The 23102-nt window shown below is 69.2% G+C and carries 22 protein-coding genes, 1 tRNA gene and 1 pseudogene; 4 read left to right on the top strand and 20 right to left on the bottom strand.

The genetic code is table 11. From position 1 onward, the window contains the following. Positions 1-251 precede the first annotated feature (251 nt). Positions 252-914, top strand: coding sequence for a fasciclin domain-containing protein (locus tag AVP41_RS06075; protein WP_067162130.1), 663 nt, complete (start codon positions 252-254; stop codon positions 912-914). Positions 915-1161: 247 nt separating this feature from the next. Next, positions 1162-1234: transfer RNA gene (locus AVP41_RS06080), tRNA-Lys, on the top strand. A 613-nt stretch (positions 1235-1847) separates the two neighbouring features. Here AVP41_RS06080 and AVP41_RS16305 read toward each other — a convergent pair. From AVP41_RS16305 to AVP41_RS06105, 6 genes and pseudogenes are all read right to left on the bottom strand, one after another. Continuing rightward, a pseudogene (locus AVP41_RS16305) lies at positions 1848-2972 on the bottom strand (recombinase family protein); the annotation flags it as partial. A gap of 106 nt (positions 2973-3078) precedes the next feature. Beyond that, entirely contained in the window at positions 3079-3309 is a 231-nt protein-coding gene (locus tag AVP41_RS06085; protein WP_231902675.1) for a hypothetical protein, read from the bottom strand. A gap of 11 nt (positions 3310-3320) precedes the next feature. After that, complete coding sequence (locus AVP41_RS06090) at positions 3321-3956, bottom strand: hypothetical protein (RefSeq protein WP_058859026.1); 636 nt, start codon at positions 3954-3956, stop codon at positions 3321-3323. 19 nt (positions 3957-3975) lie between these two features. Next, positions 3976-4422, bottom strand: coding sequence for a single-stranded DNA-binding protein (locus AVP41_RS06095; protein WP_058859025.1), 447 nt, complete (start codon positions 4420-4422; stop codon positions 3976-3978). Positions 4423-4510: 88 nt separating this feature from the next. Next, entirely contained in the window at positions 4511-6298 is a 1788-nt protein-coding gene (locus tag AVP41_RS06100; protein ID WP_067162132.1) for a type IV secretory system conjugative DNA transfer family protein, read from the bottom strand. Continuing rightward, on the bottom strand, positions 6295-6867 hold the full coding sequence (locus AVP41_RS06105; RefSeq protein WP_231902676.1) for a hypothetical protein: 573 nt from the start codon (positions 6865-6867) through the stop codon (positions 6295-6297). The genes AVP41_RS06100 and AVP41_RS06105 overlap by 4 nt, the downstream gene beginning before the upstream one ends. Positions 6868-6977: 110 nt before the next feature. On the opposite strand from AVP41_RS06105, the gene AVP41_RS06110 reads away from it, so the two are divergent. Together AVP41_RS06110 and AVP41_RS06115 are read left to right on the top strand one after the other, a co-directional pair. Continuing rightward, entirely contained in the window at positions 6978-7340 is a 363-nt protein-coding gene (locus tag AVP41_RS06110) for an ArsR/SmtB family transcription factor (RefSeq protein WP_197464291.1), read from the top strand. 45 nt (positions 7341-7385) lie between these two features. Next, a complete protein-coding gene (locus tag AVP41_RS06115) occupies positions 7386-8639 on the top strand; it encodes an MFS transporter (protein ID WP_058859023.1) in 1254 nt (417 codons plus the stop codon). 81 nt (positions 8640-8720) lie between these two features. Here the strand turns inward: AVP41_RS06115 and AVP41_RS06120 are convergent, their stop codons facing one another. The 14 genes from AVP41_RS06120 to AVP41_RS16800 form a co-directional block, all read right to left on the bottom strand. Continuing rightward, a complete protein-coding gene (locus AVP41_RS06120) occupies positions 8721-10232 on the bottom strand; it encodes an ATP-binding protein (RefSeq protein WP_067162134.1) in 1512 nt (503 codons plus the stop codon). Then, entirely contained in the window at positions 10229-11464 is a 1236-nt protein-coding gene (locus AVP41_RS17100; protein WP_374939219.1) for a hypothetical protein, read from the bottom strand. Before AVP41_RS17100 ends, AVP41_RS06120 begins: the two co-directional genes overlap by 4 nt. A gap of 119 nt (positions 11465-11583) precedes the next feature. Next, a complete protein-coding gene (locus tag AVP41_RS06130; protein WP_067162136.1) occupies positions 11584-13056 on the bottom strand; it encodes an SCO6880 family protein in 1473 nt (490 codons plus the stop codon). 6 nt (positions 13057-13062) lie between these two features. Further along, on the bottom strand, positions 13063-14484 hold the full coding sequence (locus tag AVP41_RS06135) for a conjugal transfer protein TrbL (protein ID WP_067162138.1): 1422 nt from the start codon (positions 14482-14484) through the stop codon (positions 13063-13065). Positions 14485-14525: 41 nt separating this feature from the next. Continuing rightward, positions 14526-14858 (bottom strand): DUF6112 family protein, encoded by a 333-nt coding sequence (locus AVP41_RS06140; RefSeq protein WP_058859019.1) that lies wholly within the window; start codon positions 14856-14858, stop codon positions 14526-14528. 110 nt (positions 14859-14968) lie between these two features. After that, complete coding sequence (locus AVP41_RS06145) at positions 14969-15235, bottom strand: DUF6112 family protein (protein WP_058859018.1); 267 nt, start codon at positions 15233-15235, stop codon at positions 14969-14971. A gap of 6 nt (positions 15236-15241) precedes the next feature. Then, positions 15242-16894 carry a M23 family metallopeptidase gene (locus AVP41_RS06150; protein ID WP_058859017.1) on the bottom strand — a complete coding sequence of 551 codons (1653 nt, stop codon included), beginning with the start codon at positions 16892-16894 and terminating at the stop codon, positions 15242-15244. Between the two features lie 15 nt (positions 16895-16909). After that, positions 16910-17596 (bottom strand): hypothetical protein, encoded by a 687-nt coding sequence (locus AVP41_RS06155; RefSeq protein ID WP_067162140.1) that lies wholly within the window; start codon positions 17594-17596, stop codon positions 16910-16912. Positions 17597-17646: 50 nt separating this feature from the next. Next, positions 17647-18660 (bottom strand): ParB N-terminal domain-containing protein, encoded by a 1014-nt coding sequence (locus tag AVP41_RS06160; protein ID WP_067162143.1) that lies wholly within the window; start codon positions 18658-18660, stop codon positions 17647-17649. Continuing rightward, positions 18657-19595 carry a hypothetical protein gene (locus AVP41_RS06165; RefSeq protein WP_067162145.1) on the bottom strand — a complete coding sequence of 313 codons (939 nt, stop codon included), beginning with the start codon at positions 19593-19595 and terminating at the stop codon, positions 18657-18659. Before AVP41_RS06165 ends, AVP41_RS06160 begins: the two co-directional genes overlap by 4 nt. A 95-nt stretch (positions 19596-19690) precedes the next feature. Further along, on the bottom strand, positions 19691-20143 hold the full coding sequence (locus AVP41_RS06170) for a hypothetical protein (protein ID WP_067162148.1): 453 nt from the start codon (positions 20141-20143) through the stop codon (positions 19691-19693). Next, entirely contained in the window at positions 20140-20895 is a 756-nt protein-coding gene (locus tag AVP41_RS06175) for a DUF2637 domain-containing protein (protein WP_067162150.1), read from the bottom strand. The genes AVP41_RS06170 and AVP41_RS06175 overlap by 4 nt, the downstream gene beginning before the upstream one ends. Positions 20896-20954: 59 nt before the next feature. Further along, entirely contained in the window at positions 20955-21908 is a 954-nt protein-coding gene (locus tag AVP41_RS06180) for a bifunctional DNA primase/polymerase (RefSeq protein ID WP_067162152.1), read from the bottom strand. Next, a complete protein-coding gene (locus tag AVP41_RS16800) occupies positions 21908-23029 on the bottom strand; it encodes an ArdC-like ssDNA-binding domain-containing protein (protein WP_058859012.1) in 1122 nt (373 codons plus the stop codon). The genes AVP41_RS06180 and AVP41_RS16800 overlap by 1 nt, the downstream gene beginning before the upstream one ends. Between the last annotated feature and the right edge of the window lie 73 nt (positions 23030-23102).

Below are 23102 nucleotides of genomic sequence, written 5' to 3' on the forward strand. Positions count from 1 at the left end.
TCCCTCGGTGTTGAGAGCCATTCGGCGGGCGCGGCGAATCGGATTGGCCCGGGCACGTTCGGGGTGGCGGCTCGCTGACCGGCGAGGGCGACACACGGAGGGCCCGCGAAGAGGGGGGAAACGCGGCGTTGATCCGCCGCGCGGAACTCTTCTGGAATTTTCTCCCATCCGATCCCGACACGACTCCGAAGAACTGCCAAAGCCGCCGACGGAGCGCGGCACGACAGCACACAACGAGGAATGGAGCCATCATGCTCAGCACCAAGAAGAAGCTCGGCAGCGCACTCGCCCTGACCATCGCCGGCATGTTCGCGTTGGCCGGTTGTTCGATGGGTAGCACCACCGCTGCACCGTCCGAGAGCTCGATGGCGCCGCAGCCGTCGATGAGCGAGTCGGCGCCGGCCATGGACCCCGCCGCCAACCTGGTCGGATCGGGCTGCGCCGCCTACGCCGAGCAGGTCCCCGACGGCCCCGGCTCGGTCCAGGGCATGTCGCAGGACCCCGTCGCCGTCGCGGCGTCGAACAACCCGCTGCTGAAGACGCTCGTTGCGGCGGTCAGCGGTCAGCTCAACCCCGACGTGAACCTCGTCGACACCCTGAATGGCAGCGAGTTCACCGTCTTCGCCCCGGTGGACGAGGCGTTCGGCAAGCTCGACGCCGACACGATCGAGAAGCTGAAGACCGACAGCGACATGCTGACCTCGATCCTCACGTACCACGTGGTTCCCGGCCAGATCGAGCCCGACGCCATCGACGGCACCCACACGACCGTCAACGGCGCCGACCTCACGGTAACCGGATCCGGTGACGACATCATGGTCAACGACGACGCCAAGGTGATCTGCGGCGGCGTCCAGACCGCCAACGCCACCGTCTACCTGATCGACTCGGTGCTCCTCCCCCCGGCCGAGTGATCACGACTCCAGCGAGGGAGCGGTACCCACGCTGAGAGGGCCCGCCGCCGCCGGATGCTTCGCGCTCCGGCGGCGGCGGTTTGCCGTGAGCGGGGGGCGCAGGGTGGCGTGCGCGTCGCCGGGGCCGGTCGTTCATGCCGCCGCCGTACGAGCGGGGCGGCGAACGCACCTCCGTCGCGAGGGGGAGATCGATCGGCCGAGCCGCGGCGCGCGTACGGGGCCGCGTCCTAGGTAGGCTAGGACGCGAGGGCCTCTAGCTCAGTCGGTAGAGCATCGGACTTTTAATCCGCGGGTCGTGGGTTCGAGCCCCACGGGGCCCACCCCGCGCACAAGGCTCGAACCCTTGCCAATGGAATCGTTGGCTGGGGTTCGGGCCTTGTCGCCGTTCTGGGTCCAGTTGAGTGCGTTGGCGTTGACCTCGGGGTCAAGGAGCATCTCGAAGGGCCGGTTGTTCTCGACGCGGAGTTCGTTGTCTTCGTCGATGTAGACCTTGGTGAAGAAGGCTTGGTTGCACAGGCGCCGGTTGGCGTCGTCGCACCGTTGGTAGATGTCGGCGCAGTTGGCCAGGAGTCCGAGGGCGTCGTCGAGGTGGGCGCGGGCGTCGGCGTAGTCGCCGTGGTGGGCGTCGATACGCCGGTTGAGGCGGTCGAGTTCGCCGAGGATGCGGTCTTGTTCTCGTTTGAGGACGGGCAGCGGGATGGCGTCGGCGTAGTGGGCTTGCATGAGCCGGTCTTGTTCGTGTTCGAGCCGGTCTCGGTGAGTGGTGAGGCGTTCGAGTTCGTCGGTCTCGGCGGCCATGAGTCGGTCGAACTCGTGGTGGAGCATCCCGGAGAGGGCGTCGCGCTGGGCGGGGCTGATCTGTACGCGGGTGTAGTAGTCCTCGATCAGCTTCTCGACGTCTTCGATCAGGATCGCTCCGCGGGTGCAGTCGGTGCGTTTGGAGTGCCGGCCGGAGCACACGAAGTAGCAGTAGACGTTGCCGTGTCGGTTCTTGGCGTTGGAGACGATCAGCCGGGACCCGCATTGTCCGCAGTGGATGGTGCCTTTGAGGTAGTGGTCGTGGACCTGGGTGGCTTCGGCGGCGGTCTTGTGAGCGGTGAGCACGGACTGGACCTGGTACCAGACCTCGGGTGGGACGAGGGCACGGTGGGTGCCCTTGTAGCGGGTGCCGCGGTAGACGACATCGCCCTTGTAGTAGGGGTTGGTCAGCAGGCGATGTACCGAGGAGACCGCCAGCGGCTTCGATGGCCGCTTCGGGGTGGGCAGGCTGACCAGTCCGCGGGAAGTGAGTTCGTCGTGGAGCTGGCTGACGGTCCAGTTCCCCGAGGCGTAGGCCTTGAACGCCCACTCGATCAGGGGCGCTCGCTCGGGGTCGAGTTCGACGGTGCGGACCTCGCGGCCTTGGTCGTCGCGGGTGCGGACGTTGAGGTAGCCGATGGGGGCCTTGCCGAGGGTGCCACCGCTGATGGCCTTCTGGGTCATGCCCTTGGTGACCTCGGTGGCGAGGTTGCGGGAGTAGAACTCCGCGATGGTGGACATGATGCCGTGCAGCAGCATCCCGCTCGGGGTCTCGTCGATGTTCTCCGTGGCCGAGACGAGCATGACCCCGGCCTGTTGGAGGGCGAGGTGGATGGTCACGTCGTCGGCGCGGTTGCGGGCGAGCCGGTCGACCTTGTGGACGATGCAGTAGGCGACCTTGTTGGTCTTGACGTACTGGATCATCCGCATCAGGTCGGGCCGGTCGGCGGACTTGGCCGAGGCTCCGGCGTCGACGAACTCCTCCACGATCGCCGCGCCGAGCTGGTCGGCTTTGCGGCGCACCGCGTCGCGTTGCGCGGGGATGGAGAAGCCTTCGTCGGTGCCGCCCTTGGAAGCCTGTTCACGGGTGGAGACCCGCAGGTAGGAGATCGCGACAGCGGTGCTGATGGGCGGGTCGATCAGGCTGGCGGCTGGATCGGTAGCAGTCGTAGTGGTGGTCATCGGGTCCTTGCCTCTCACGCGATTCGACCCTCGCGCCCCAGACGCCTGGGAGGAGATGTTGATCGTGAGAGCAGCCATCGGTGTGGCTGTAGGACGAGACCCGACCGGGTCACGGTGCGTGTTGCCCACCCGTGCGGGTGAGGTTTGGGACCACAACACCCCGCGTACGCGAGGCTTGCTGGTGTCATTCTACCAACGGGCCTGCGACACTCGCCGCTGAGCGGAGGGCTGCGGCTGGGTCGCGGTAGGTCTCCGGTGGTTCGGCGGCGCGGCGGTCGGCGCGGCTGCGGCCGGTCTCCTGCAAGGTCAGCCGGATCAGCACCTCGGCGAGCTTGTGCAGGTCGGCTTGGTCCCGGTGCACGGCCCGGACGGAGAAGGAGCGGTCTTCGTAGCGGCGCCGGTCGGTCTTCTTCACGTAGCCGCCCATCAGTCCCGCACCTGCCCGGTGGTCGGGTAAACATCGAGGTCGAGGTCGTCGTCGAGGCTGGCGAAGAACTCGTCCTCGGCCTCCTGGCGTCTGCGGACCTGGGCTTGGACGAACTCCACGAACTCGGCGTCGCGGTCGGCGATCACCACATCCTCCACCGGCGGTCCGGGTTCTTCGCCGGGCCAGGTGGTCTGCCGGGTGGGCCGGTCACGATCGATCCGGGTGCCCGAGGCGGCCACCCAGTCCCGGAGGCGGGCGCGGGTGTCGGCGAAGTCGCGGTGCCAGCCGATCGCCGCGGAGGCGTTCTGCTCGGGGTCGTAGGCGCCCAGCCAGTGCAGGTGCAGCGCGGAGAGTTCCCAGACCAGTTCGGGGTGGTGGTGCCAGAACGGCGGCAGCACGCTGGCGGGAAGTCCGTAGGTGTGGCGCAACCAGTCCACCCATCGGTTCAGCGCGAGCCATTCGGTTTCCAGGTCATGCGCGGACAGCAGGTTCCAGTTCACCGGGTGCGGCGTCTCGGGCACATCGGCGTCGCTGACGCGCGGCGGACCGTCGAACACATCCGGCTCATCCAACTCCGGCCCCTCACCGTTGGTTGGGTCGGCGCCGGGTGGATCGGCCTCGGGGGTGTCAGTCATGATGCTCGGCTCCCGGCGTTCACAGGCCGATGGCCGTGGATTGCGGTGCCTGGGCGGGCCGGGACGGTGGCTCGAACGCGGCCGCGTCCCGCTCCGCTGCTGCGCGGCGTGGGGTGCGGTCGACCTCGTAGCGGGTGCGGGCGGTGTCGTGACCGATCTTCTTGGCCACGAACTCCTCGCTCTCGACCGCCTGGCCGTCGCGTTCGTAGTTGACCTCGCGGGTGTAGCCCTCGGCGATGAAGTTGTCGCCCTTGGCGAACCGGTCATGCGCGTGCTCGGCCGACCGGCCGAACATCACCATGTGGTGATAGGTCGTCTCGGTCTGGGTGAAAGACCCATCGTCCTCGCGACGGAAGTGCTCCTTGCCGACCCGGGCGTAGAACCGAGGATCACCCTTCGAGGTCTGGCTGAGCTGGGGGTCTGAGGCGATGAACCCCGAGAACGATTCCTGGGTGCGGATAGCCATTTGACTCTCCTCCTGACACTCACGCGACCCCGCCGATCGGAGCCGCTGATGTCAGGCAGGTGCACAGGCCGCACCACGCCCGCCCCGGTTACGAGCCGGGTCCACGCAGCAGTGCCTCGACCTCTGCCCGGTCGGCCGTCAACTCGGCCGCGTCAGGACGAGAGGGCCAGGGTCGTAGGTCGGTGACGATCGGCGGGGCACTGCGTAGGAGCGTGACGCCGGTGCCGAACGGGAGCGTCCTGATCCGGTCTGGCGGCAGGATCGGGACTCGGCGGACCGAGCGTTGGTTGGATCGGCTGCCGTGGTCACCCAGGGTCACCGAGTCGGTGTACTCGTCACGTTCGCCGATGAGGGTGGAGAGGTCTTGGAGGTCGCGGGAGTTGGAGGCACCACCGAGAATCACCTTGACAATGGAGGCGTCCCAGATCGCCCCGGCGGCATTGTCGGACCACTTCTCCCGCGCCTGAGCGAGCGACTGCAACACGGCCAGCGTCGTGATGCCGGTGCCACCGCCCTCGGCCATCAGCGTCGGGAGGCTCGGCAATGGGGCGAGGTTGCCGATCTCATCGAGTGCCAGCAGCAGTGGTGGGTCGAGACGGGCGCCGGGTGAGCGGGCCGCGATCCGGCGCGCGGTTTCGATGAGGTCTTCCACGAACGCCGCCACCAGAGCGGCGGATGCGCCGGCCCCCGCCCCGGTGGCCAGCAGATAGAGGGTGCCGCGGGCTTGGATGAAGGTCTCGGGGTCGAAGTCCTCACCCGGCCCCGGCGACACCGCGTCGAGCACCCGCGGGTCAGCCAGGGCACCGAGGGCCAGCGCCACGCCCTGCCAGATGGAGTCGCGGGTCTTGGGGTCCGAATCGATCATCGCCCCAAGCGAGTCCGCCCACCCCGTCGCCGCCTGGGTGCTGTTGGTGAGGATGGCGACGGCTTCGGCGGCGGCCGTGGGGTCGAGGGTCCAGCGGAACAACTCTGAGGGTGGCCGTCCGTCGAGGGCGGCGGCGTGCAGCAAGGCTTGGAGGGCGGTGCGGGTCTTGCCTTCCCAGAACCCGCCGGACTCCACCCCGCCCGCAGACAGGCCGGTGGCGGAGGCGAGGCCGGTGGCGCGGATCATCGCCGTGAGTGGGTCGTGGCAGCCGCGAATCGGTGACCAGCGCATCCCGGCAGGGATGCCTTCGGCCAGGTGCTGGGGGTCGAACACCGCCACCGGCCGTCCCTCGCGTTGGCGGGCGCGGAGGGTCGCGGTGAGGTTGTCCGGACGCGTGGAGGTGGTGACGACGGCTCCGGGTGCGTCGAGGATGGCGTTGATGACCACATGCAGGCCTTTGCCGGAGCGGGGTGGACCGATGAGCAGGATCGAGTCCTCCACCGAGGCCCACACCTGCTTCCCTCGTGAACGGCCCAGCAGGTATCCCACATCGGAGGGCGTCGGCTCATCGAGTGACGGGCGCAGTGTCGTGGCTCGGCGTAGCAATGCCTTCGAAGAGGCGGTCTGGGTGACCTCATGTGCCGTGGCCGTGCCGGCCAGGCGTCGCGGGTCGGTCTCGACCCTGCGCGAGTGGCGACGCAGCCTCACCCACACCCACCCACCAGCCGTCACGAGGCCACCGAGCAAGATCGCGGTGACGATCCAGTAGGCGACCGGGCTCAGCCCTTCGGCATCGAGCGCGGTGGCGGGGTCGGTGGGGTTGAACAGCACCCCGAGCCCGGATGCAGGTCCGGCGGCGGGTTGGGGTGTGCCGGTCAGGAACGCCGCCACACTGCCGGCGGCGCGCAGGACGAGTGCGACACCGAACGCGCCGATCAGGGCGATGATGGCGGCGTTGGTCAGCTCGTCGCCCAGGCTCCCGGTCTGCCGGCCCGGCGCCGGCCCGGTCATGGCAGCCGCCGCACCCGGACCGTGCCCGAGACCCGGCCCAGCAGCACGACCTCTCCGACGCCATCGTCGAGCAGCCCAGCGAGGCGACTGGCATCGAGCAGGGCGCGGGCGTGACCGGTGCCGGCGGCGTCCGTGTGCGCGACAATCAGGGCGACGGCGATGTCCTCACCGGGCACAAACCCCTCACCAGTGACCTCCACCAGCTCCGGTGCCGGCTTCGCCTTGGTGTGCTTGCTGCGCGGTTGACTCGGCTCGGTCTCTGCGGGTCGTGGCGGTGTGGGTTTGCGGACGTGGATGAGGTCGGTGAACACGGTCCCGTCGCTCTCGCGGACCTCGATCCGCACCGCGACCGTGCGGTCCTCGGTGATGGCGTCCAGCAGGGCGCCGAAGGTGCCCCGCGTCCACGCCTGCCCCTCAGCCGGTGGCGGGAAGGCGGCACCATCGATGGTGACATCCAGGGCACCGGTCTCGGCGGCGGTGATGATCACGTGCGGCAACACCACCGGCGGCCCATCGGGCGGCGTGTTGCGGCGGCTACGGCGAGAAGGAAGATCGGCGTTGGAACCCATACCGGCCAGGTGCACCAGTACGCCCGCAGAGAGGACCGGGAACCGTCTGCGGTCAGGGCGCAACACACTTCACCGGTGCTCGGCCTTCACAGGAGTGTTAGTATATGCGTATGAACGCAGATAAGCAGTTATGCGGGATGGACCCGGCATCGGAATACGTCGACCTGGCTGCGGAGGTGCTGGGCATCCTGTCCGATCCGACTCGGATCAGGATCGTGCTCGCACTGCGGCGCGCCGAAGAACTGCCGGTCAAGGCACTGGCAGAGATCGTCGACAAGAAACCTCCCGGGGTCTCCCAGCATCTCGCCCGGCTGCGGATGGCGCGGATGGTCACAACGAGGCAGGAGGGCACAAGCGTGCTCTACAAGCTCACTGACGAACACGCCCTCGCTGTCGTCGTCGAGGCGATCAAGCAGGCAGAGCACGCAATCGCCAACGGGCAGACACCACCGCACCACCACACACCTCAGTAGCGCCTGCCGCCCCCCTTTTGTTCTCGATCTGATCGGCCCGACCTCATGCTCACCGTCCTTAGGAATCCGACCTACGCGAAGCTGTTCACCGCGCAGGCCATCGCACTGCTGGGTACCGGACTGCTCACGGTCGCACTCGGCCTGCTCGCCTTCGACATCGCTGGCGGAAATGCCGGGATCGTCATGGGCGTCGCGATGAGCATCAAGATGGTCGCCTACGTCGCCGTCGCTCCGGTGACCACCGCCCTACTCGCACGTCTGCCCCGCAAGCCGGTACTCATCGGCGCCGATCTGATCCGCGCTGGAGTCGCCGTCTCGTTGCCGTTTGTGACCGAGGAGTGGCAGATCTACCTTCTGATCTTCCTGCTCCAGTCCGCCTCGGCGACCTTCACCCCCACATTCCAAGCCGTCATCCCCTCGGTCTTGCCTGACGAGAACGACTACACCCGGGCATTGTCACTGTCACGGCTGGCCTACGACCTCGAATCGCTGCTGAGCCCGACGCTCGCCGCCGCCTTGCTGACCGTGATCAGCTACCACAACCTCTTTGTCGGCACTGTGATCGGATTCCTCATCTCCGCAGCGCTCGTCATCGCTTCTCGTTTTCCGCGAATCGAGACGCCGCCACCGACACCGTTCCTCAACCGCCTTACCCGCGGCGCACAGGCCTTCTGGGTCGATAGAGAGCTGCGCGGGCTGATGGGCCTGAACCTCGTCGTCGCGACCACCACCGCTATGGTCATCGTCAACTCCACCGTGCTCGTTCTCGGCGAGCTAGGGCGACCTCAATCAGACGCCGCTCTCTTACTCGCTGCCTACGGAGGCGGCTCGATGGTCGTCGCTCTCCTCATGCCGAAACTGTTGGAGACACTGCCAGACAGACCGGTCATGCTCACCGGAGGGATCGCGCTCCCCACTTTGCTCCTCGCCACGGCCGGGAGTATCGCCTGGATGGAGGGTCCATCCCAGTGGATCGCGCTGCTGGCCATCTGGGCGCTGCTGGGATCTGCGACCTCCACGATCCTCACCCCATCGGCCAGGCTCCTGCGTCGAGGCAGCACTGAGCAGACCCGACCCGCCGTCTTCGCCGCCCAGTTCTCCCTCTCCCACGCCTGTTTCCTCATCACCTACCCTCTCGCCGGTGTTCTCGGTGCCACGATCGGTCTCGACGCCATCGCGCTTGTGCTCGTCGCAATCGGAATCCTCGGTGCGCTCTTCACCGCTCTCACCTGGCGTAGAGTTCCGCGCCCGTCGACGCCGTCTAACCACAGCGGCCGTCGGCAGCCTGCGGCCCAATGATGAGGGCGCATGTTCCACGAGCACGCACCCTCACAACCCTGAAAAGCGGCCCCCCATCCGCAGGTTCCCACGAATCAGGCTTCAGGATTTCTGAACCTGTGAGGCGGTGTAGCGCTGGTCGGTCCGGAAGAGTTCCAGCTCGGCCGGGTGCAACTGGTGCTGAGTCACGAAGCTCCTGGCCTTGATCCGCCACAGCCCCTGACCCACGCCCAGCGACGGGAGGAGTTTCTGTTCGGTGCCGGTGAGTCCGAGCGCGGTTGCGGTGGGGCCGAGCTGGTCGGATTCCTGCCGGTACACGATCCTGGTTTCTGCGTTCGCCAACAGGGAGTTGGCGAGGGAGCGCATGGCTGAGCCGACGTCGCCGACGTTGTCCAGGTCGGAGAGCTTGTGGAAGATCAGCATGTTCGCGATCCCGTAATGCCTGGCCAGCCGCCAGTGCGCATCCATCCGCTTCAACAGGGCGGGGTGGGACATGAGTCGCCATGCCTCGTCGTAGATGACCCATCGCTGCCCGCCGTTGGGGTCGAGCAGGGCCGACTCCATCCACGCCGACGAGCACGTCATCAGCACCGAGATGAGCGTGCTGTTCTCGGTGACCCGCGACAGGTCGAGGCTGATCATCGGCAGTGACGGGTCGAACGCCACCGTCGAGGGACCGTCGAAGAGGCCTTGAAGGTCACCGGCGACCAGGCGGCGCAGGGCGTGGCCGACGAGACGACCGTCCTCGGCCAGCCGGCCGTCGGCGTCCGTCTCTGAGCTGCTCGGGGTGAGGATGTGGTCGACAACCGTGGGCAGGATCGGCACGTCGTTCTCCCGCACCGTGGTAGTGAGGGCAAGGTCGATGGCGGTGTGCTCCAACGGCGTCAACCCTCGCGCCAGGACGGTCTCGGCCAGAGCGCCGATCAGGTCCCGACGCCGCGAAGCCACGGTCGTCTTCCACTGCTCATCGGTCAGCCCACCGGGACGGTGGCCTTCGTCGAGGGGGTTGAGGCGAGTGTTCAGCCCGTGGCCGAGGACGATCGCGCGTCCGCCGACCGCGTTCGCGACGGCGGTGTGTTCGCCTTTGGGGTCGCCGGGGACGTAGACGCGGCGCCCGAACGGCAGGGACCGGGTGTAGAGGGACTTGGCGAGGGAGGACTTTCCGGAGCCGACGATCCCCGCGAGCACCACGTTGGGTGCGGTAATGATGCCGCGGGCGTAGAGCACCCAGGGGTCGTAGACGAAGCTGCCGCCGGAGTAGAGGTCTTGGCCGACGAACACCCCGTCGGAGCCGAGTCCGCCTTCGGCGACGAACGGATACGCCCCGGCGAGGGTCGCTGAGGTGTCCTGGTGGCGCGGGAGGCGGAACCGGCCCGGTGTGCGTAGCGCGGCAGGGCCGGGTTCACCGGCGGCGGGCAGGTAGGTGGTGGCGCGGCGTTCGGCGCGCTCAATCTCGGCCTTCGCGCGGGCGGCGGTCTTCTCGGCGGCGTGCTGTTCGGCTTGGAGCCTCGCCGCGGCCTTCCGGCGCTGCTTACGCAGCCGGCGGCGCTCTTTGGCGGGGGCGACGAGAACCGAGGTGTGCAGCCGCTCCCGCTCGCCTCCCTCGCCGCTCACAGTGACAGCCCTCGCCCGGACTGGCCGGCGGTGCCAGCAGGGTGGGCGTACCAGTCGCGGTCCGCGCCGAGGGCAGCGCGCCGGGCAACCGACGCATCCCGATCCGGTGCGGGCGCGTGGTGTGACTGCTCGTTGACGACCGCCGAGGGCGGCTGCTCGGCCTCGTGCAGTGCGGGGTCGGGTGGGGTGTCGAACTCCCGGTACAGCCCCACATGCCCGAGCGCGTGGTTGTAGGTCAGCGCGTACCCGCCGTCCTGGACGGTTCGGTCGGTGCTGCCGGTGGGTGGCTGGTCGTCGTAGACGTACCCGTTCTCCAAGGCCGCCTGGGTGGTCTCCTCGCCATAGTCGTACCCGCTCAGATGCGCGATGGCGGCTTCGGTGCCGTCGCGGTCGATCAGATCGAGTACCGCATCGGCCTCCTCGCCCTGGAGGAAGGCCACGTTGAACCACCGCCGCCCCACCTGCGCGGGTCCGGCGACGCGCTCGGTGGACTCGCGCTCGCTCAGCTCGGCCAGGGCGTCGGTGTTGGTGCGGGCGGCCTCGGACACCCACACCGGGAACAGGCCCTCGTGCTCCGGGCTGCTGCCGGGCTGGTCGAGCGCGTACTGGCGAGCCTCACCCGCCGCGCTCAGAAAGCTCGCGAGGTCACGGAGCGCGCGGTCGGGGTCGACGGGGGCGCCGGCGCCGGCGAACAGGTCCCGGCCCTCCACCGCCTGGCCGGTGGTGGTGTCGGTGATCCGGTAGGCGTAGCGCTGATGCTCACCCACCGGGGCATCGGGCCACACCGCCAACGCGAGCGAACCGGCCCGCACGGTCCTACTGGCGGGGTCGCCGTCGAGCCGTGCGGCCAGGCGTTCCCGCTGGGCGTCTCGGTCGACGACCGGTTCGGAGTGCCAGGCGATCCGCCCGGAGTGCGAGAACGCGGCGTCGAGCCGGCCGTAGGCCTGATCCAGCAGCGTGCCGGCCTGGTGCAGCTCATCGGCCGCTGCCAGCGCGGACGCCGCACCCGCGGCGGCGCTGCCGTCATCGTCGAACGCCCGATCCCGCGCGTCCAGGTGGGTGGTGGCGAGCTGGTCGAGGACTTGGCGCAGCGACCGCACCCCCGCGACGAGGTCACCGAACACTCGGTAGGTATCGGCCGGGTCCTCGAACACGCGGGAGGCGTGGGCCAGGCCGCGCAGCGCCTCGGAGGCTTCGGCCGCATCGGCGAGCGGGTCGTGGAACGTAGGCATCACAGCCTCCAAGACGGTGGGCGAACAGAGAGGGGCGAGCCCGTGGTTCGGGCTCACCCCTCAGGTGCACGCACCACGCCACCGCCATCACTGGGCTGGGGGCCGGCGACTGTGCGCGATCAGACGCGGCGACACAGCGGCAGCGCGGCGGCGGTGAACGCCGCAGCCTGCTGGCCCACCAGGAGCCGGGTCTCACAGGAGGCTTGGATGGCAGCCTGCTCGATCGCCGCGACCCCGGCCTCGAGTTCCTCGACCGTGGGCGCGGACACCGAGATGAGGCCGGTGTAGCGCAGAATGCCGTGGCCGGCGGTCAGGTCGGCTTCCTGCTGGAGCACGTCCTGGTACTCCGCGGTCTGGGCGGCGTCTTCGATCTGCCCGATCTTCGCCCGCTGCGCGGCGTCGGAGATGTGCTCGACCTTCTTCTTGCGAATATCCCTGGCAGCCTGATCGGAGCGCATCGGCGTGCAGATCAGCGAGAACGACCGCTGGATCCCGGTCGACAACAGCACCGGCGACAAGAACCCCGGATACACCAGCGACCGCGGCCACTCGGAGACCCACAGCACGGCGTGATGGGCAGAGTCGGTCCGCAGCCGAGTCCAGGACTCGTTGACCGCGACCGGGCCGGCGGTGGCGAGGGACTGGCCGAGTTCGCCATGACGTTCCAAAGTCGCCGCGATCGCCGGGTCATAGGCCGAGCGGAGGATGACAGCGATCTCACCCGGGCTCAGCCATCCCGACGGGGTGAGGTCAGCGGACCGGAGCGCGGCGACCAGAGTGGACATCTCTTGGCGCAGGACAGCGGCCGCACCCCGGATACCACCACCAGCCGTTCTGATATGCCGTGCCGCGGTTCTCATGTCCAGCGACAGCGACAGGGTGGTGGCGTGGCGTTCGCCGGCGGGTCCGGCGCGGTCGATCAGCTCCGCGTAGGTGGTCGCGGCCCAGGTGTCGTCGTCGGTGCCGTGGGCTTTCCACCATTCGGCCAGCCCGGTGCCCGAGTCCGGCAGCGTCCGTTCGAGAACCTGCAGCGTGGCGATACGTCCGGAGCGGCAGACGGTGGCCAGGACGCGGCCCCAGGAGGTCACGCGCCGTTCCTGCTCGCCGGGATCGAGGAGCACGAACGCCGGATGGGTCACTTCGCAGACCACGGTCAACGTCTGCTGATGGGGGTCATGGATCATCCCCGCCTGCGTCTCGGGGTCGGTGTACTCGCGCAGCCGCGCCTGGTCACCGGGCAGGGCGAGGGTGCCCACAGGGCGGGGTGTGACGACCCGCCGGCGATAGAGGAACTGACCGCCGGTCGAACGCCAGAGCCACCAGAACGCCACCGGCAACCACTCCACCGCCGGACGTCCGGCGATCGGGGCCCACGTCAGCGCGGCGGCGATCACCCAGATGGGTGCGGTGTAGGCGAGCAGGATGCCACCCCCGGCGTAGAGGGCTCCGACGATGGACAGGACGCCGGTGGCGAGGGTGATGAGCTGCGACAGGGACAACCCCAACAACACCCCGCGGCGGGTGAGACGGGAGAACTTCACCGGCACCAACTCCGCCGAGGCCACAGCACTCTCGTTCTGCTTGGTAGGCACGAGGGTTCACTCCTTCCCGGTCGGCTTCGGTGCAGGCGGCGGAGGCTGCTTCGGAGGACGCACCTCCACACCCGACGACCCGCCGGTGGGTGTCTTCGGTGCCGGCGTTGATGGCGGTGGCGCCTGCGCGGCCGGTGGGGTGCTGCCGGTCTGGCCGGCGGAGTCGGCGGCGGCCTCGCCCTGGTTGCCCAGGGCCGTGCCGGCCTTGGGTCCAGCGGTCGCGGCGTCCTTGGCGACCTTCGCCGCGACCACGGCCGCGGCTGCGGGACCAGCCGCCGCGGCACCAGCGCCGGCGCCTGCTCCACCGCTTGCCCCGGCGCCGCTGCTCGCGGCCGCCTTCCCACCACCGGACCCCGTCGAGCCAGCAGTGCCGCTGGATGCCTGCGGCTTCGGGTTCTTCGGCTCCGGCGGCTTCTTTCCACCACCACCGCCGTTGTCACTCTTGCTTCCGCCGCTGTCGTCGAGGATCTTCTTCGGCTCCGCGCCGCCTTGCGGCTTCGAGGGGGTGGGGACGGGCCGGTTGAGGGCGTTCTTGGCGTCCTGTTCGGAGCCGATGGCGTGGTACATGTCGAAGCCCACGAAGTTCAGGAACTTGTAGGTCATGTAGGGGGCGAAGGCGGCCATCGCCATGAGGACGATCCCGGCGATCGGGTCGGCCACCGATGCCAGGTCACCATCAATGGGCGCGGAGACTTGGGTGATGGCGACGAGGAACATGACGACCAGGACGAGTTTGGAGACGATGAGGGCGATGACGAACATCGCCCACTTGCTGATCCACCCCTTGGTGGCATCCCATGAGGCGCCGGAGAACGCGAGCGGTGCGAGGACGATCGCGACCAGCAGCAGCGCCTTCCTGACCAGGAGGCTGAGCCAGACGATGGCGGCTGCGCTGATCGCGAGCCCGGCGAGGAAGATGGTGATGATCGCGCCGACGCCGGGGGCGGCGATGTTGATCCCGACCAGCCCGGCGGCGAGCAGGGTGATCTTGTCGCCCATCGACTCGGTGGTCTCGCCTGCGGCTTGGATGATGCCAATGCAGAGTTGATCGACGATCTCCAACAACAACGCCGTCAACGTGATCACGACGAAGCTGCCGAGGACGCTCTTGGCGAGCCCGAGGGCGGCACGGCTGAGTGCGGTGGGGTCGCGGCGGATGAGTCCGGTGATGAGTTGGAGGCAGAAGAACAGCAGCATCACGAAGATCGCGATGCCGAAGAGAATGTTGTAGACCGCCACGTACTCGTCGCTGGTGACGTCGACGAGGGTGGTGGTGTCGAAGACTGACCAGACGGCCTCGAACAGCCAGCCGGCGGCGGCGCCCATCGCTCCGGCGAGCCAGTCGAACGGGGCGGAGACCAGGCTGGCGGCGGCTTCGCCGGCGGTGTCGCAGACGGTCGAGACGAGGGGGATATCGCACACACCCACCGCGGATCACTCCTTCAGGAAGCAGAGTCGAGTGGGTGGGGTCAGACCTGCTGGCCGACGTCCCAGAAGAAGTTGATGAGCGTCACCGACGCCCCGCAGATCACGGCGGCGCCGCAGCTCACGAGGACGCCGATCTTCCCCCGGCCGGCCAGGTTGGGGTTGGAGGAGTTGGCGCCGAAGCCCCACACGATCGCGCTGACGATCAGCGCGAGGACGGAGAGGATGAGGCCGATCGTCATGACGGCGCCGACGATGGTGCGCAGCTGGGCGATGCCCGGCAGGCCGGAATCATTCGGGTTGATGTCGATGTTGGCCGGCAACACCACCGGCAGCGCGGCGGTGGTGGTTTCGGTGATCAGGCTCAGGATGGTCATGACGGGGGTGCTCCTTCGGGGCGTCGGCGAGACAGGGGGTTCTCGTCGATCAGGTGCACCGCCCGCCCCACACGGGCGGAGCCGATGAGGGGTCGGCTGGTGGGGTGCGTTCAGAGTTGTTGGCCGAGGTCGATCAGCCAGTTCAGCCACGCCACCCCGCTACCGGCCAGGACCGCGGCACCCAGGGCGGTCCAGGCGCCGATCCTTGCCCTGGTGGCGGCGGCGTGGTGACCGTTCGCGGTCGACAGCGCCCACACGATGGCGCAGACGATCAGCATCAGCACGGCGATGATGAGCACGAAGGTCAGCAGGGCACCGATGACCTCGCGCAGGTCACCGATCCCTTCGAGGCCGTCGAAGTCGGGGAACACGTCCATGCCCGATCAACTCCCAGCCCGGACGGTAACGTGCAGGTGGTCGTCGTGCCGGGTGGTGACGTCGGTGCCACGTTCGTAAGGCCGCCAGCCCTCATCTGCTCGGGCAGTCGACCAGATCTGGTTCTGCCAGATGAGGTAGTCGATGCCGAGGGTGTCAGCGTGCTCCCGCATCCAGTTCGTGACCTGCCAGCCGAGGTCCAGTGCTGGTCCGGTCGCCGCCCCGCCGATGGCGTTGCCGAACGTCCCGTCACAGGCTCGCCCGAGCGGGTGTTCAGAGACGGTGCCGGGGCGGGGTGAGTAGCAGGCCCAGGAGGTGTCGGGGAAAGCGGCGATCGTCTGGGTGTAGAGGTGCAGCATCCGTGCGGTGATCTGCCCATCCGAGGTCGGGTCATCGACCATGCGGTCGGGGTCGCCATCGACGGGGTCCGGCTCACCACCAGGAGTCCCGGAATCGGGGTCGCAGTCGCCGCCGGGTGCGCCGGTCTCGGGCTCGGGTAGGTCGGCGGCGTTGTGGGCATTCAGCCAGACAGCGGGGTCGGTGTGCTCACCGTTCGTGCCGCCGAGGCGGACCTCGAAATGCAGATGCGGCCCGGTCGAGTTGCCCGAGGAGCCGGTGTCGCCGATGTGCTGCCCGGCCGTCACCTGGTCGCCGACCTGGACGTGGACGCCGTGCTCCCACATGTGCGCATACGCCGTCGCGACCGTCTGCCCGTTGATGGTGTGCTCGATGACGATGAGGCCCCCGTAGCCGCCGGAGAACTCCGCCACCGTCACCGTGCCGTCCGCTGCGGCGAGGAGGGGTGTGCCGTCGGGGGCGGCGAAGTCGGTGCCGGTGTGGAAGGAGTCCTCACCAGTGATCGGATGCACCCGCGGCCCGTACTCGCTGGTGAGCACCCAGGTGCCTTCGGGCATCGGGAACACCACCCGCGACGTGCCCGCCGTTGTCGTCTGCGCAGCCGGGACCACAGCATCGCCGCCAGACGCGTCCGTGCCGGCCGTTGTTGTAGTGGTGAGGGTGGTCAGGATGGATTCGGCGACGGGCTCGTAGTTCCGGTACCGGTCCGGATACGCGCTGACCTCAACGGCTTGGGCGGCTTCGCCCTTGTCCATCTGTTCCCATCCGGGAATGTCCAAGAGTCCCCGTGGTGAGGGGTGGTTGGGTCCGGTGGGTCCGCCGAAGAACGCCTGCGCCTGGTAGACGGGGTCCATCAGCTCGGCGACTGTGCCCCAACCTGACTGCGGCCGCATCTGAAACAGGCCCAGGGAGTCGTGGTCGAAGCCGTCGCCGTCGTTCGGATAGTCACCGGATTCCGGGTAGGCGCTGGTGTTAGAGAGCATCCGCAGTGTGCTCTCGGTGAGCGCCGCCATGAGCGCGATGACCAGGCCGTCGCGGGTGATGCCGTCGATGCTGTTGCCGGTCTCGATGATCGTCGCCGCGTGGGTGAGCTGGGTCCGGTTTAGCGTGAACGTCTCACCGTTCGCGGTCGTCACGGTCAGTTCGTCGGGGACGTCGCCGATCGTGACGGTCGAGCCGCCGGGGATGGTGCAGGAGCCGGTGGCGCTCAGGGCGGGGTTCATCACCACGCCGATCCCGATCAGCACCAGCGAGGGTGCGAGGAAGGCCAGGGCGAGGGCGGCGACGACGAGCTTCTTCAACACGACATGTCACCGTCCTTACTGGAGGGGGTTGTCGAGTTGGGACAGCCGCAGCAGATGACAGGTCTCGTAGGTCGGGCCGCAGACCACGAACACCGTGAACGCCACCGCATGTTCGGAGGTCACCGGTTCGTCGTTCCAGAGTCCCTTGCGGTGGCGGGTGCCCTCGATCGTGACCGCGACCGTGCCCTCGGCGAGCTGACCGGGCTGGGCCTGCTCGACCGCGGTCGTCCACGAGTCGGGGATGAAGGTGTTGTCGATGGTGAGGTGCTGGGCGGTGGCGTACTGCCTCAGCTCCAGCCAGGCGTCCCGGGATGGGAGGTAGGCGGCGATGTCCGAGGCGAGCCCCGCTTGCTCTTGGCCGGTGGGGTCGCCGACGTCGAGGACCACGCTGGTGTAGTCCAGGGGCATGAACCCGCTCGCGGTGTCCCACTCGAACAGCACGGTGGCGACGTTGCGGGCGAAGGTCTGCGGATCATCTGAGGTCCGCACGACCGGCAGCCGCGGTGTCGTGGTGGGGGCCGGATCGGACGGTGCGGTCACCACTGGGCCAGGAGTCTCGCCTTCGTCGTTGTCGTGGCTGGGTGGGCCGGTGATCAGGCCGTAGACGCCCACACCGGCCAACACGAGGACTACGACCGCCGCGATCAGGGCAGCGATAAGTCGGCGGCGGGTCCGGGGTTCGGAGAGGTCGGGAGTCTTCATACCCACCAGGTGCACGCCCGCCACCCACCGGGCCAGAGGGAGGCTGGTTGTCAGAGGGCGCGCAGATGCGCGCGAGCCGGCACCGGCTCATCGCCGGCGGTGTCGCGGTCGCGCAGGGTGCGCAGCTCCTCGGCGAAGCGGCTGGTGCCCTCGACCGTGGCGAAGAACAGGTCGATCTGTTCATCGCTCAGCTCGGCGGCGAGGTGCTGGGCGTCATAGTGGGTCCACCACTGGTCCAGCTCGCCCCAGGTGAGCACGAATGCCCGCACCGGGTACTGGGCGGGCTCACCGTCATTGTCGGTGACCGGCCGGGGACGGGGCGTGCGGGTCTTCTTGGCGTCCTTGGCGCGTGCGAGGGCGTCGGCGGCGAGCTGATGCAGGTCGGTCTCACGTTCTGCCTGCGCGCTCTGGGCGGCGGCGCGGATCGCCTCAAAGATCGGATGCACCGGGGCGCCGGCGTCGATGCGCTCCAGCGCAGCACTTGCTTGTGCTCGGAGTTCGGCGGGTTGGGCGGGGTCTTCGGCGATCTTCTGGAGGTAGCCGATCTTCTCCAGCGTCGTGTGCGAGGCACCACCGGGGATCATCGCTGCCGCCTGCTCGCGGGCGATACCCGAGGGGCCGGGCGACGGTCCTGCAAATTTTGCAGGACCGTCCGATCCAGGCTGGTTGTCGGCGCTGAACTGCGTCGCGGCTTTCCGCCGGGCTGCGTCCTCGTGCATGAGGGTCTTCAGCTCGCGGTAGAGGGCGGCGGCCTCGGTCTGGGTCAGCGGCTTGTGGAGCACGTTGTCGTCCTGCTCGGCCAACAGGTGGCCAAGGCGGTCCGATATGCCGGAGCGGACCCAGACGTTGACCTTGCGCCAGCCGAGCTTCTTGATCGCCGCCAACCTCCTGGCCCCGCACACCAGCGCCCCGTCGGGGGTGATGGTGATGGGCTGCAACAGCCCGTCCCGCTCGATCGAGGCGGCGAGTTCGTCGATGTTGCCGAACGCGGTCCGGTGCCGGCGCCCGACCCGGATGGAGTCGACGGTGCGCTCCAGCTCGATGTACCCGGCCGGTGCGGTCACGACCGATCACCACCAGAATCGTCGCGGTCCTCATGGGTGCCGGGTGCGGCCAGGGAGATGGTCAGGATGAGGTCGTCATCGCGCAGCAGCACCGGCAGGGTCTCGCCGATCAGCAGTCGCAGCAGCACACCCCGCCCCGCGGTCGTGGCGGCGTAGGCGGGGTGCGGGTTGCCCAACAAGACGCGCAGCAGCGCGGTCCACGAAGAACGTGGGATGTCCAGCAGCGCGCGGGCGTGCTTGTCCCGCCGCAGCGCCTCGTAGGCGGCCTGGCGGGTGCCGGTCTTTGTCAGCGCCCCGCAGACATGCTCCACCCCGGCCCGGGCGGTGGCCGGGTCCCAGCCCAACAGCGTGAACAGCGCGATGGCGTCCTCGGCCGCCGACCCCGCGGACATGCATGCCCGATCCGACCCGCGCCCACCACCATCGGAGCCTGATCCGGCAGCGTCCGTCTCCGCGTCGGCGCCGTCGTCGTGGTTGTGGGTGTCGGTGATGTGGAAAGCCGGGTGATAGTCGGTCAGCGCGTTCTCCCGGTCGGAGAACCGCTCCGGGTCATGAAACGCCGAGACGTGCGGGCGCCTCGCTTGGTGGACCGAGCAGAGCAGTCCTTGGGCGCGTTCTTCGAAAATGCAGGTGATCCGCACCGCGTGCGTGATCACCGCCCACGGGTCGCGTGCCTCACGGGCGGCGCGGGTGATCATCACCTTGAACGCCGCCGACGCGGCCTCCCACGGGTCCAGGCCGTGCTTGCGGGCGAGGGGTTCGTACTTGGCCGCGGTGTGGGCCATCAGCTCCGCGGCCACCGGATCATGGCTCCACGAGCCCGCTCCCGCGGCGTGGAGCCGGTGCAGCAGCGTCCGCAACCCGTCGCTGGTAGTGAAGTCCTCAGCACCCTCGCCGTCAGCGATGTGCGAGTGGGTGGGTGTTGTCGTGGTCATGGTCTGGCACCTCCTGACAGGTAGGTGCACGCGCGTCCCCACACCACCGTCAGGGACGGCGACGGCGACGTGATGATGGGGGTGCGCATGTCAGGTCACCCCCACCCGATCCCCGAACGGCTCACCCACGACTGGTGCCGGCTGCCGCGGCCGAACTCCGAGACATCCGGCAGCCGCCGCGCCCGCTCACTGATCGCCTGCGCGGCCTTACCGAGACCGCGGCCGCTGGTCTGCGTGATGTGGCCGGTGAGGTTGCGGGTGCGGCGAGCGAGTTCGACCTCGAAGTCGATACCCCGCCCCGCGGCTATCGCGGATTGCCGGGCGAGCAGATCGGTGGGGCGCACCCACTCCACACCCCGCGCCCGCCGCGCATCGTCCACGCTCTTCGTGTTCATGCCGCGGTTGCACGCGGCGACCTTTGCGGCCTGCACCGCCTCCGGCGTCCCCGCCTTCTCCGGCTCCTCCCGGACCGAGTGGTCCTTGGTCGGCTCGGGTGGGTTCTGCCGGCGCTCGTACCGGTGACGGGAGTGGTCGGTGGGGGTGGTCATGGTGTCTTCGCCTCCTCGACGGTCTGCTTGTCGGGAAGGTGCGCGGGCGTGAACCAGCGGCCGACCGTGGACGGGTGCACACCGAGTTCGCGGGCGATGCGCTTGTTCGACCACCCCTGCTCACGCAACCTCGCGGCGCGCTCACGCCGGTCCGAGCGCGTGCCGCCGGCCCGCGTGTGCCGGGTAGTTTCGACCACCGGCGGTGGGGCATCTGGCGCGCTGTCCCCATCAGCGGCGTCCTCCACCGGCGCTGGCGTCGCCGGGAGCAGACTCGGTTCAGGCGCTTCGACGGGCACGGACGACTGCATCTGATGCTCCACCGGCGCGACCCGGTCACGGGCGACCATGCACGTGTCAGTCAGGGGGTCGGTGGCTGGTGGGAGTGGTCGGGTGAGGATGACGGTCAGGTGGGTGATCGCCAGCAGCACCACCGGCGGCACCGCCGCCACGGCGGCGGCCAGCACCCCAGGCACATCGGCATCGGCGGCGACCACGGCATGGAGGGCGTTGGCGGTCACCGAGACCGCGGCGCCGCCGATCAGCAGCGCCCACGGATACCACGCCGACCTTTGGCCTGCGAGGGCGACGACGGCGACGGTGGCCACGACGATGATGCCGTCCACGATCAGCGGCCACGCCCACGCCTGCCCGGCACCGACACCGCTTCGGGCCGCGAGGTCTGCCAGCGCGGTGAAAGACAGCCAGAAGGCGCCGGCGGCGATGAACACCGTCCCGGATACCGCCGTCACCACCGCCCACCGGCGCCCGGCGGTCCTGCTCACGACCCTGCTGCTGATGATTGGGGTGGTCATCACAGCCCCCGCACCCTCGACGACATCGGCGGGCGGGTGCTGGTGTTGCGGTCGAACCAGCCGTCCGCGGCCACCGGCGAGGCACCCCGCCCCGGCGACGAGGTGCCGCGCCCGGCAGGCGCGGGACGGACGGTCCGGTAGGCGGAGCGGACCGTGGCGGTGATCTCGCGCTCAGCGAGCCCGGCGTCCCCGGCGGCCACGGTGAGCACATCGAGGGCATCCGAGGCCGGGAGCCCGTTCTCCGCGAGCCGGCACGCTGCCCAGAACAGGCCACGGTTCCGCTCACCCTCGCCACGGGCAGCGACCCACGCCGCCAGCCGCGACACATCGACACCTCGGTCCAGACCCGCGGGCGTGGCTCGGGGTGTGGGGCGGGGGTCGAGGAAGTCCCGCAGCCGTCCCGCGGCCAGCGTGCTGGCGGGGCCTGTATTGACCTCCTCGACCTGGTAGCTGACCGTGGTGCCGTCGATGGAGCGGGCCGAGGGCGGGACGATGATGTAGCCGCCATCACCGCGGAAGTCGATCCCCGCACGCGCCGCCTGCCACGACCGCTGCTCTGTGCCGGGTGTGGCCGGGTAGTAGGCGTGCATCCCGCCGGTGGGTGTGCGCACCAGCAGCTCCCACCCCTCCACCAGCCCGGCGCGAGCGGCGCGGTCGAAACTGGTCCGGCCATCTACCGGGCCGTGCACGTCCACGTCCACCACGACCGCGCCCGAGGCGGTGCCGGTCGGGACACCGATGTTCGCGCCGGGCGACTGCCGCCACCACTCCTCGACCTGGTCCAAGTCCGTGGTGGCGTCATGGAAGCCGTGTCCGGTGGCCGGCCGCTTCCCCCACGGTGCGCAGGGGAAGACCGGCACCCCCGCGGATGCGAACTCACGCGCGGCGGCCGAGAGCGGCCACGCCGCGTTCATCCGCAGCAGCACCGAGGAGACGGCGCCGTGCTTGGTCATCACAGTCCCCGCCCCTCGAACGGCGACACCGGTGCGGGTCTGGTGGCCGGTTCAAGCGATGGAGTCGCCTGCCGCGGCGATGCCGGCTCCGCTGTCGGCGACGCTTGCGCTTGTGCGGGTGCCTCGCGCTGGGCGGCGTCCCGGTCCAGACCTGGCGGGGTGCCGTCACCGACCTGCGCGGTGTCGAGCTGGTCCAGGATCGTCAGCGCGGTCTTGCGGACCCGCTCCCCGGTGGCCCTGACCACTTCCACCGGCTCTTTCCCGTCGACGCGGGCCGCCCAGGTCGAGACGTACGGGACCGTGTAACCGGAGGTGTCCATCCCGTGGGCGGCGCCGATCATCAGCGCGACGGACTCGGCTTCGACCTCTCCGATGCCGCGATGCTGCCGGGCCTCATCCTGGTCGGGGCCGTGCAGGAGGACGTGGCCGAGTTCGTGGGCGAGGGTCTTGACCTGCGCGGCCGGGTCCATGTTCTCCCGGACCGCGACGGTGTTCGCGGTGTAGTCGGTCATCCCGTTGGCGCCGTGGATCATGCCCTCGTGCGGCACCCGCAGCACCGTGAACCCGGCCGCCTCAACCTGCGCCGTGAGCCCGTCCCACAGCCCGGCCGGGGCCCGGCCTTCCAGCAGCTTCGGTGCGGGTGGTTCGGGGATCGGGTCGCCGGCGGTCTGGGAGGCGTCCCACACGTAGGCGGGGCGGACGCCGACCATCCGCGTGCGCACGACCTCGCCGGCACGGGGCTTCTCGCCCTTGCCGAGACGGCGCCACGACTCCGCATCCGCCGGGGTAGCGGTAGCGAAGCGACCGGTCACCGGAGCGAGAATCTGAAACCCCGGCTGGCCCTTCTGCACCTGCCGGCCCAGGCCCTGCCACTGCCGATACCCGGCCACATACGACGGGAACGGCTCGGGCACCAGACCGGCCTCGAACGCGGCCTGGTGCTGCTCCCAGATCAGCAGGGTGTTGGAGAACGATCGAGTCCTGAACTGTGCCGCGAACGCGAGCGCCCGCGCCCAATCCTCACCGGAGACGAGCCGTTCCACAGCGCCACTGAGGCGCTCGTGCAGCTCGTTGAGCTTGGCCTCCCGCCTGGCTTGGGTCTGCTCCCGTGTTGTCGCCATCGTCGTGTCCTCCCGATACCCTGAGCACCGGGGCCGAACTGGGCCCCGGTGACCATCAGGTGCGCCGGGATCA

The sequence above is a fragment of the Microbacterium sp. TNHR37B genome, from assembly GCF_001620065.1.
Taxonomy (GTDB): Bacteria; Actinomycetota; Actinomycetes; order Actinomycetales; family Microbacteriaceae; genus Microbacterium.

Bases quoted from the DNA above. Each gene is read 5' to 3' on its own strand.
- AVP41_RS06090 (WP_058859026.1), bottom strand. From the start codon at position 3,956: ATGACTGACACCCCCGAGGCCGATCCACCCGGCGCCGACCCAACCAAC.
- AVP41_RS06075 (WP_067162130.1), top strand. From the start codon at position 252: ATGCTCAGCACCAAGAAGAAGCTCGGCAGCGCACTCGCCCTGACCATC.
- AVP41_RS06105 (WP_231902676.1), bottom strand. From the start codon at position 6,867: ATGGGTTCCAACGCCGATCTTCCTTCTCGCCGTAGCCGCCGCAACACG.
- AVP41_RS06100 (WP_067162132.1), bottom strand. From the start codon at position 6,298: ATGACCGGGCCGGCGCCGGGCCGGCAGACCGGGAGCCTGGGCGACGAG.
- AVP41_RS16800 (WP_058859012.1), bottom strand. From the start codon at position 23,029: ATGGCGACAACACGGGAGCAGACCCAAGCCAGGCGGGAGGCCAAGCTC.
- AVP41_RS06155 (WP_067162140.1), bottom strand. From the start codon at position 17,596: ATGAAGACTCCCGACCTCTCCGAACCCCGGACCCGCCGCCGACTTATC.
- AVP41_RS06145 (WP_058859018.1), bottom strand. From the start codon at position 15,235: ATGGACGTGTTCCCCGACTTCGACGGCCTCGAAGGGATCGGTGACCTG.
- AVP41_RS06095 (WP_058859025.1), bottom strand. From the start codon at position 4,422: ATGGCTATCCGCACCCAGGAATCGTTCTCGGGGTTCATCGCCTCAGAC.
- AVP41_RS06115 (WP_058859023.1), top strand. From the start codon at position 7,386: ATGCTCACCGTCCTTAGGAATCCGACCTACGCGAAGCTGTTCACCGCG.
- AVP41_RS06140 (WP_058859019.1), bottom strand. From the start codon at position 14,858: ATGACCATCCTGAGCCTGATCACCGAAACCACCACCGCCGCGCTGCCG.
- AVP41_RS17100 (WP_374939219.1), bottom strand. From the start codon at position 11,464: ATGCCTACGTTCCACGACCCGCTCGCCGATGCGGCCGAAGCCTCCGAG.
- AVP41_RS06180 (WP_067162152.1), bottom strand. From the start codon at position 21,908: ATGACCAAGCACGGCGCCGTCTCCTCGGTGCTGCTGCGGATGAACGCG.
- AVP41_RS06170 (WP_067162148.1), bottom strand. From the start codon at position 20,143: ATGACCACCCCCACCGACCACTCCCGTCACCGGTACGAGCGCCGGCAG.
- AVP41_RS06110 (WP_197464291.1), top strand. From the start codon at position 6,978: ATGAACGCAGATAAGCAGTTATGCGGGATGGACCCGGCATCGGAATAC.
- AVP41_RS06165 (WP_067162145.1), bottom strand. From the start codon at position 19,595: ATGACCACGACAACACCCACCCACTCGCACATCGCTGACGGCGAGGGT.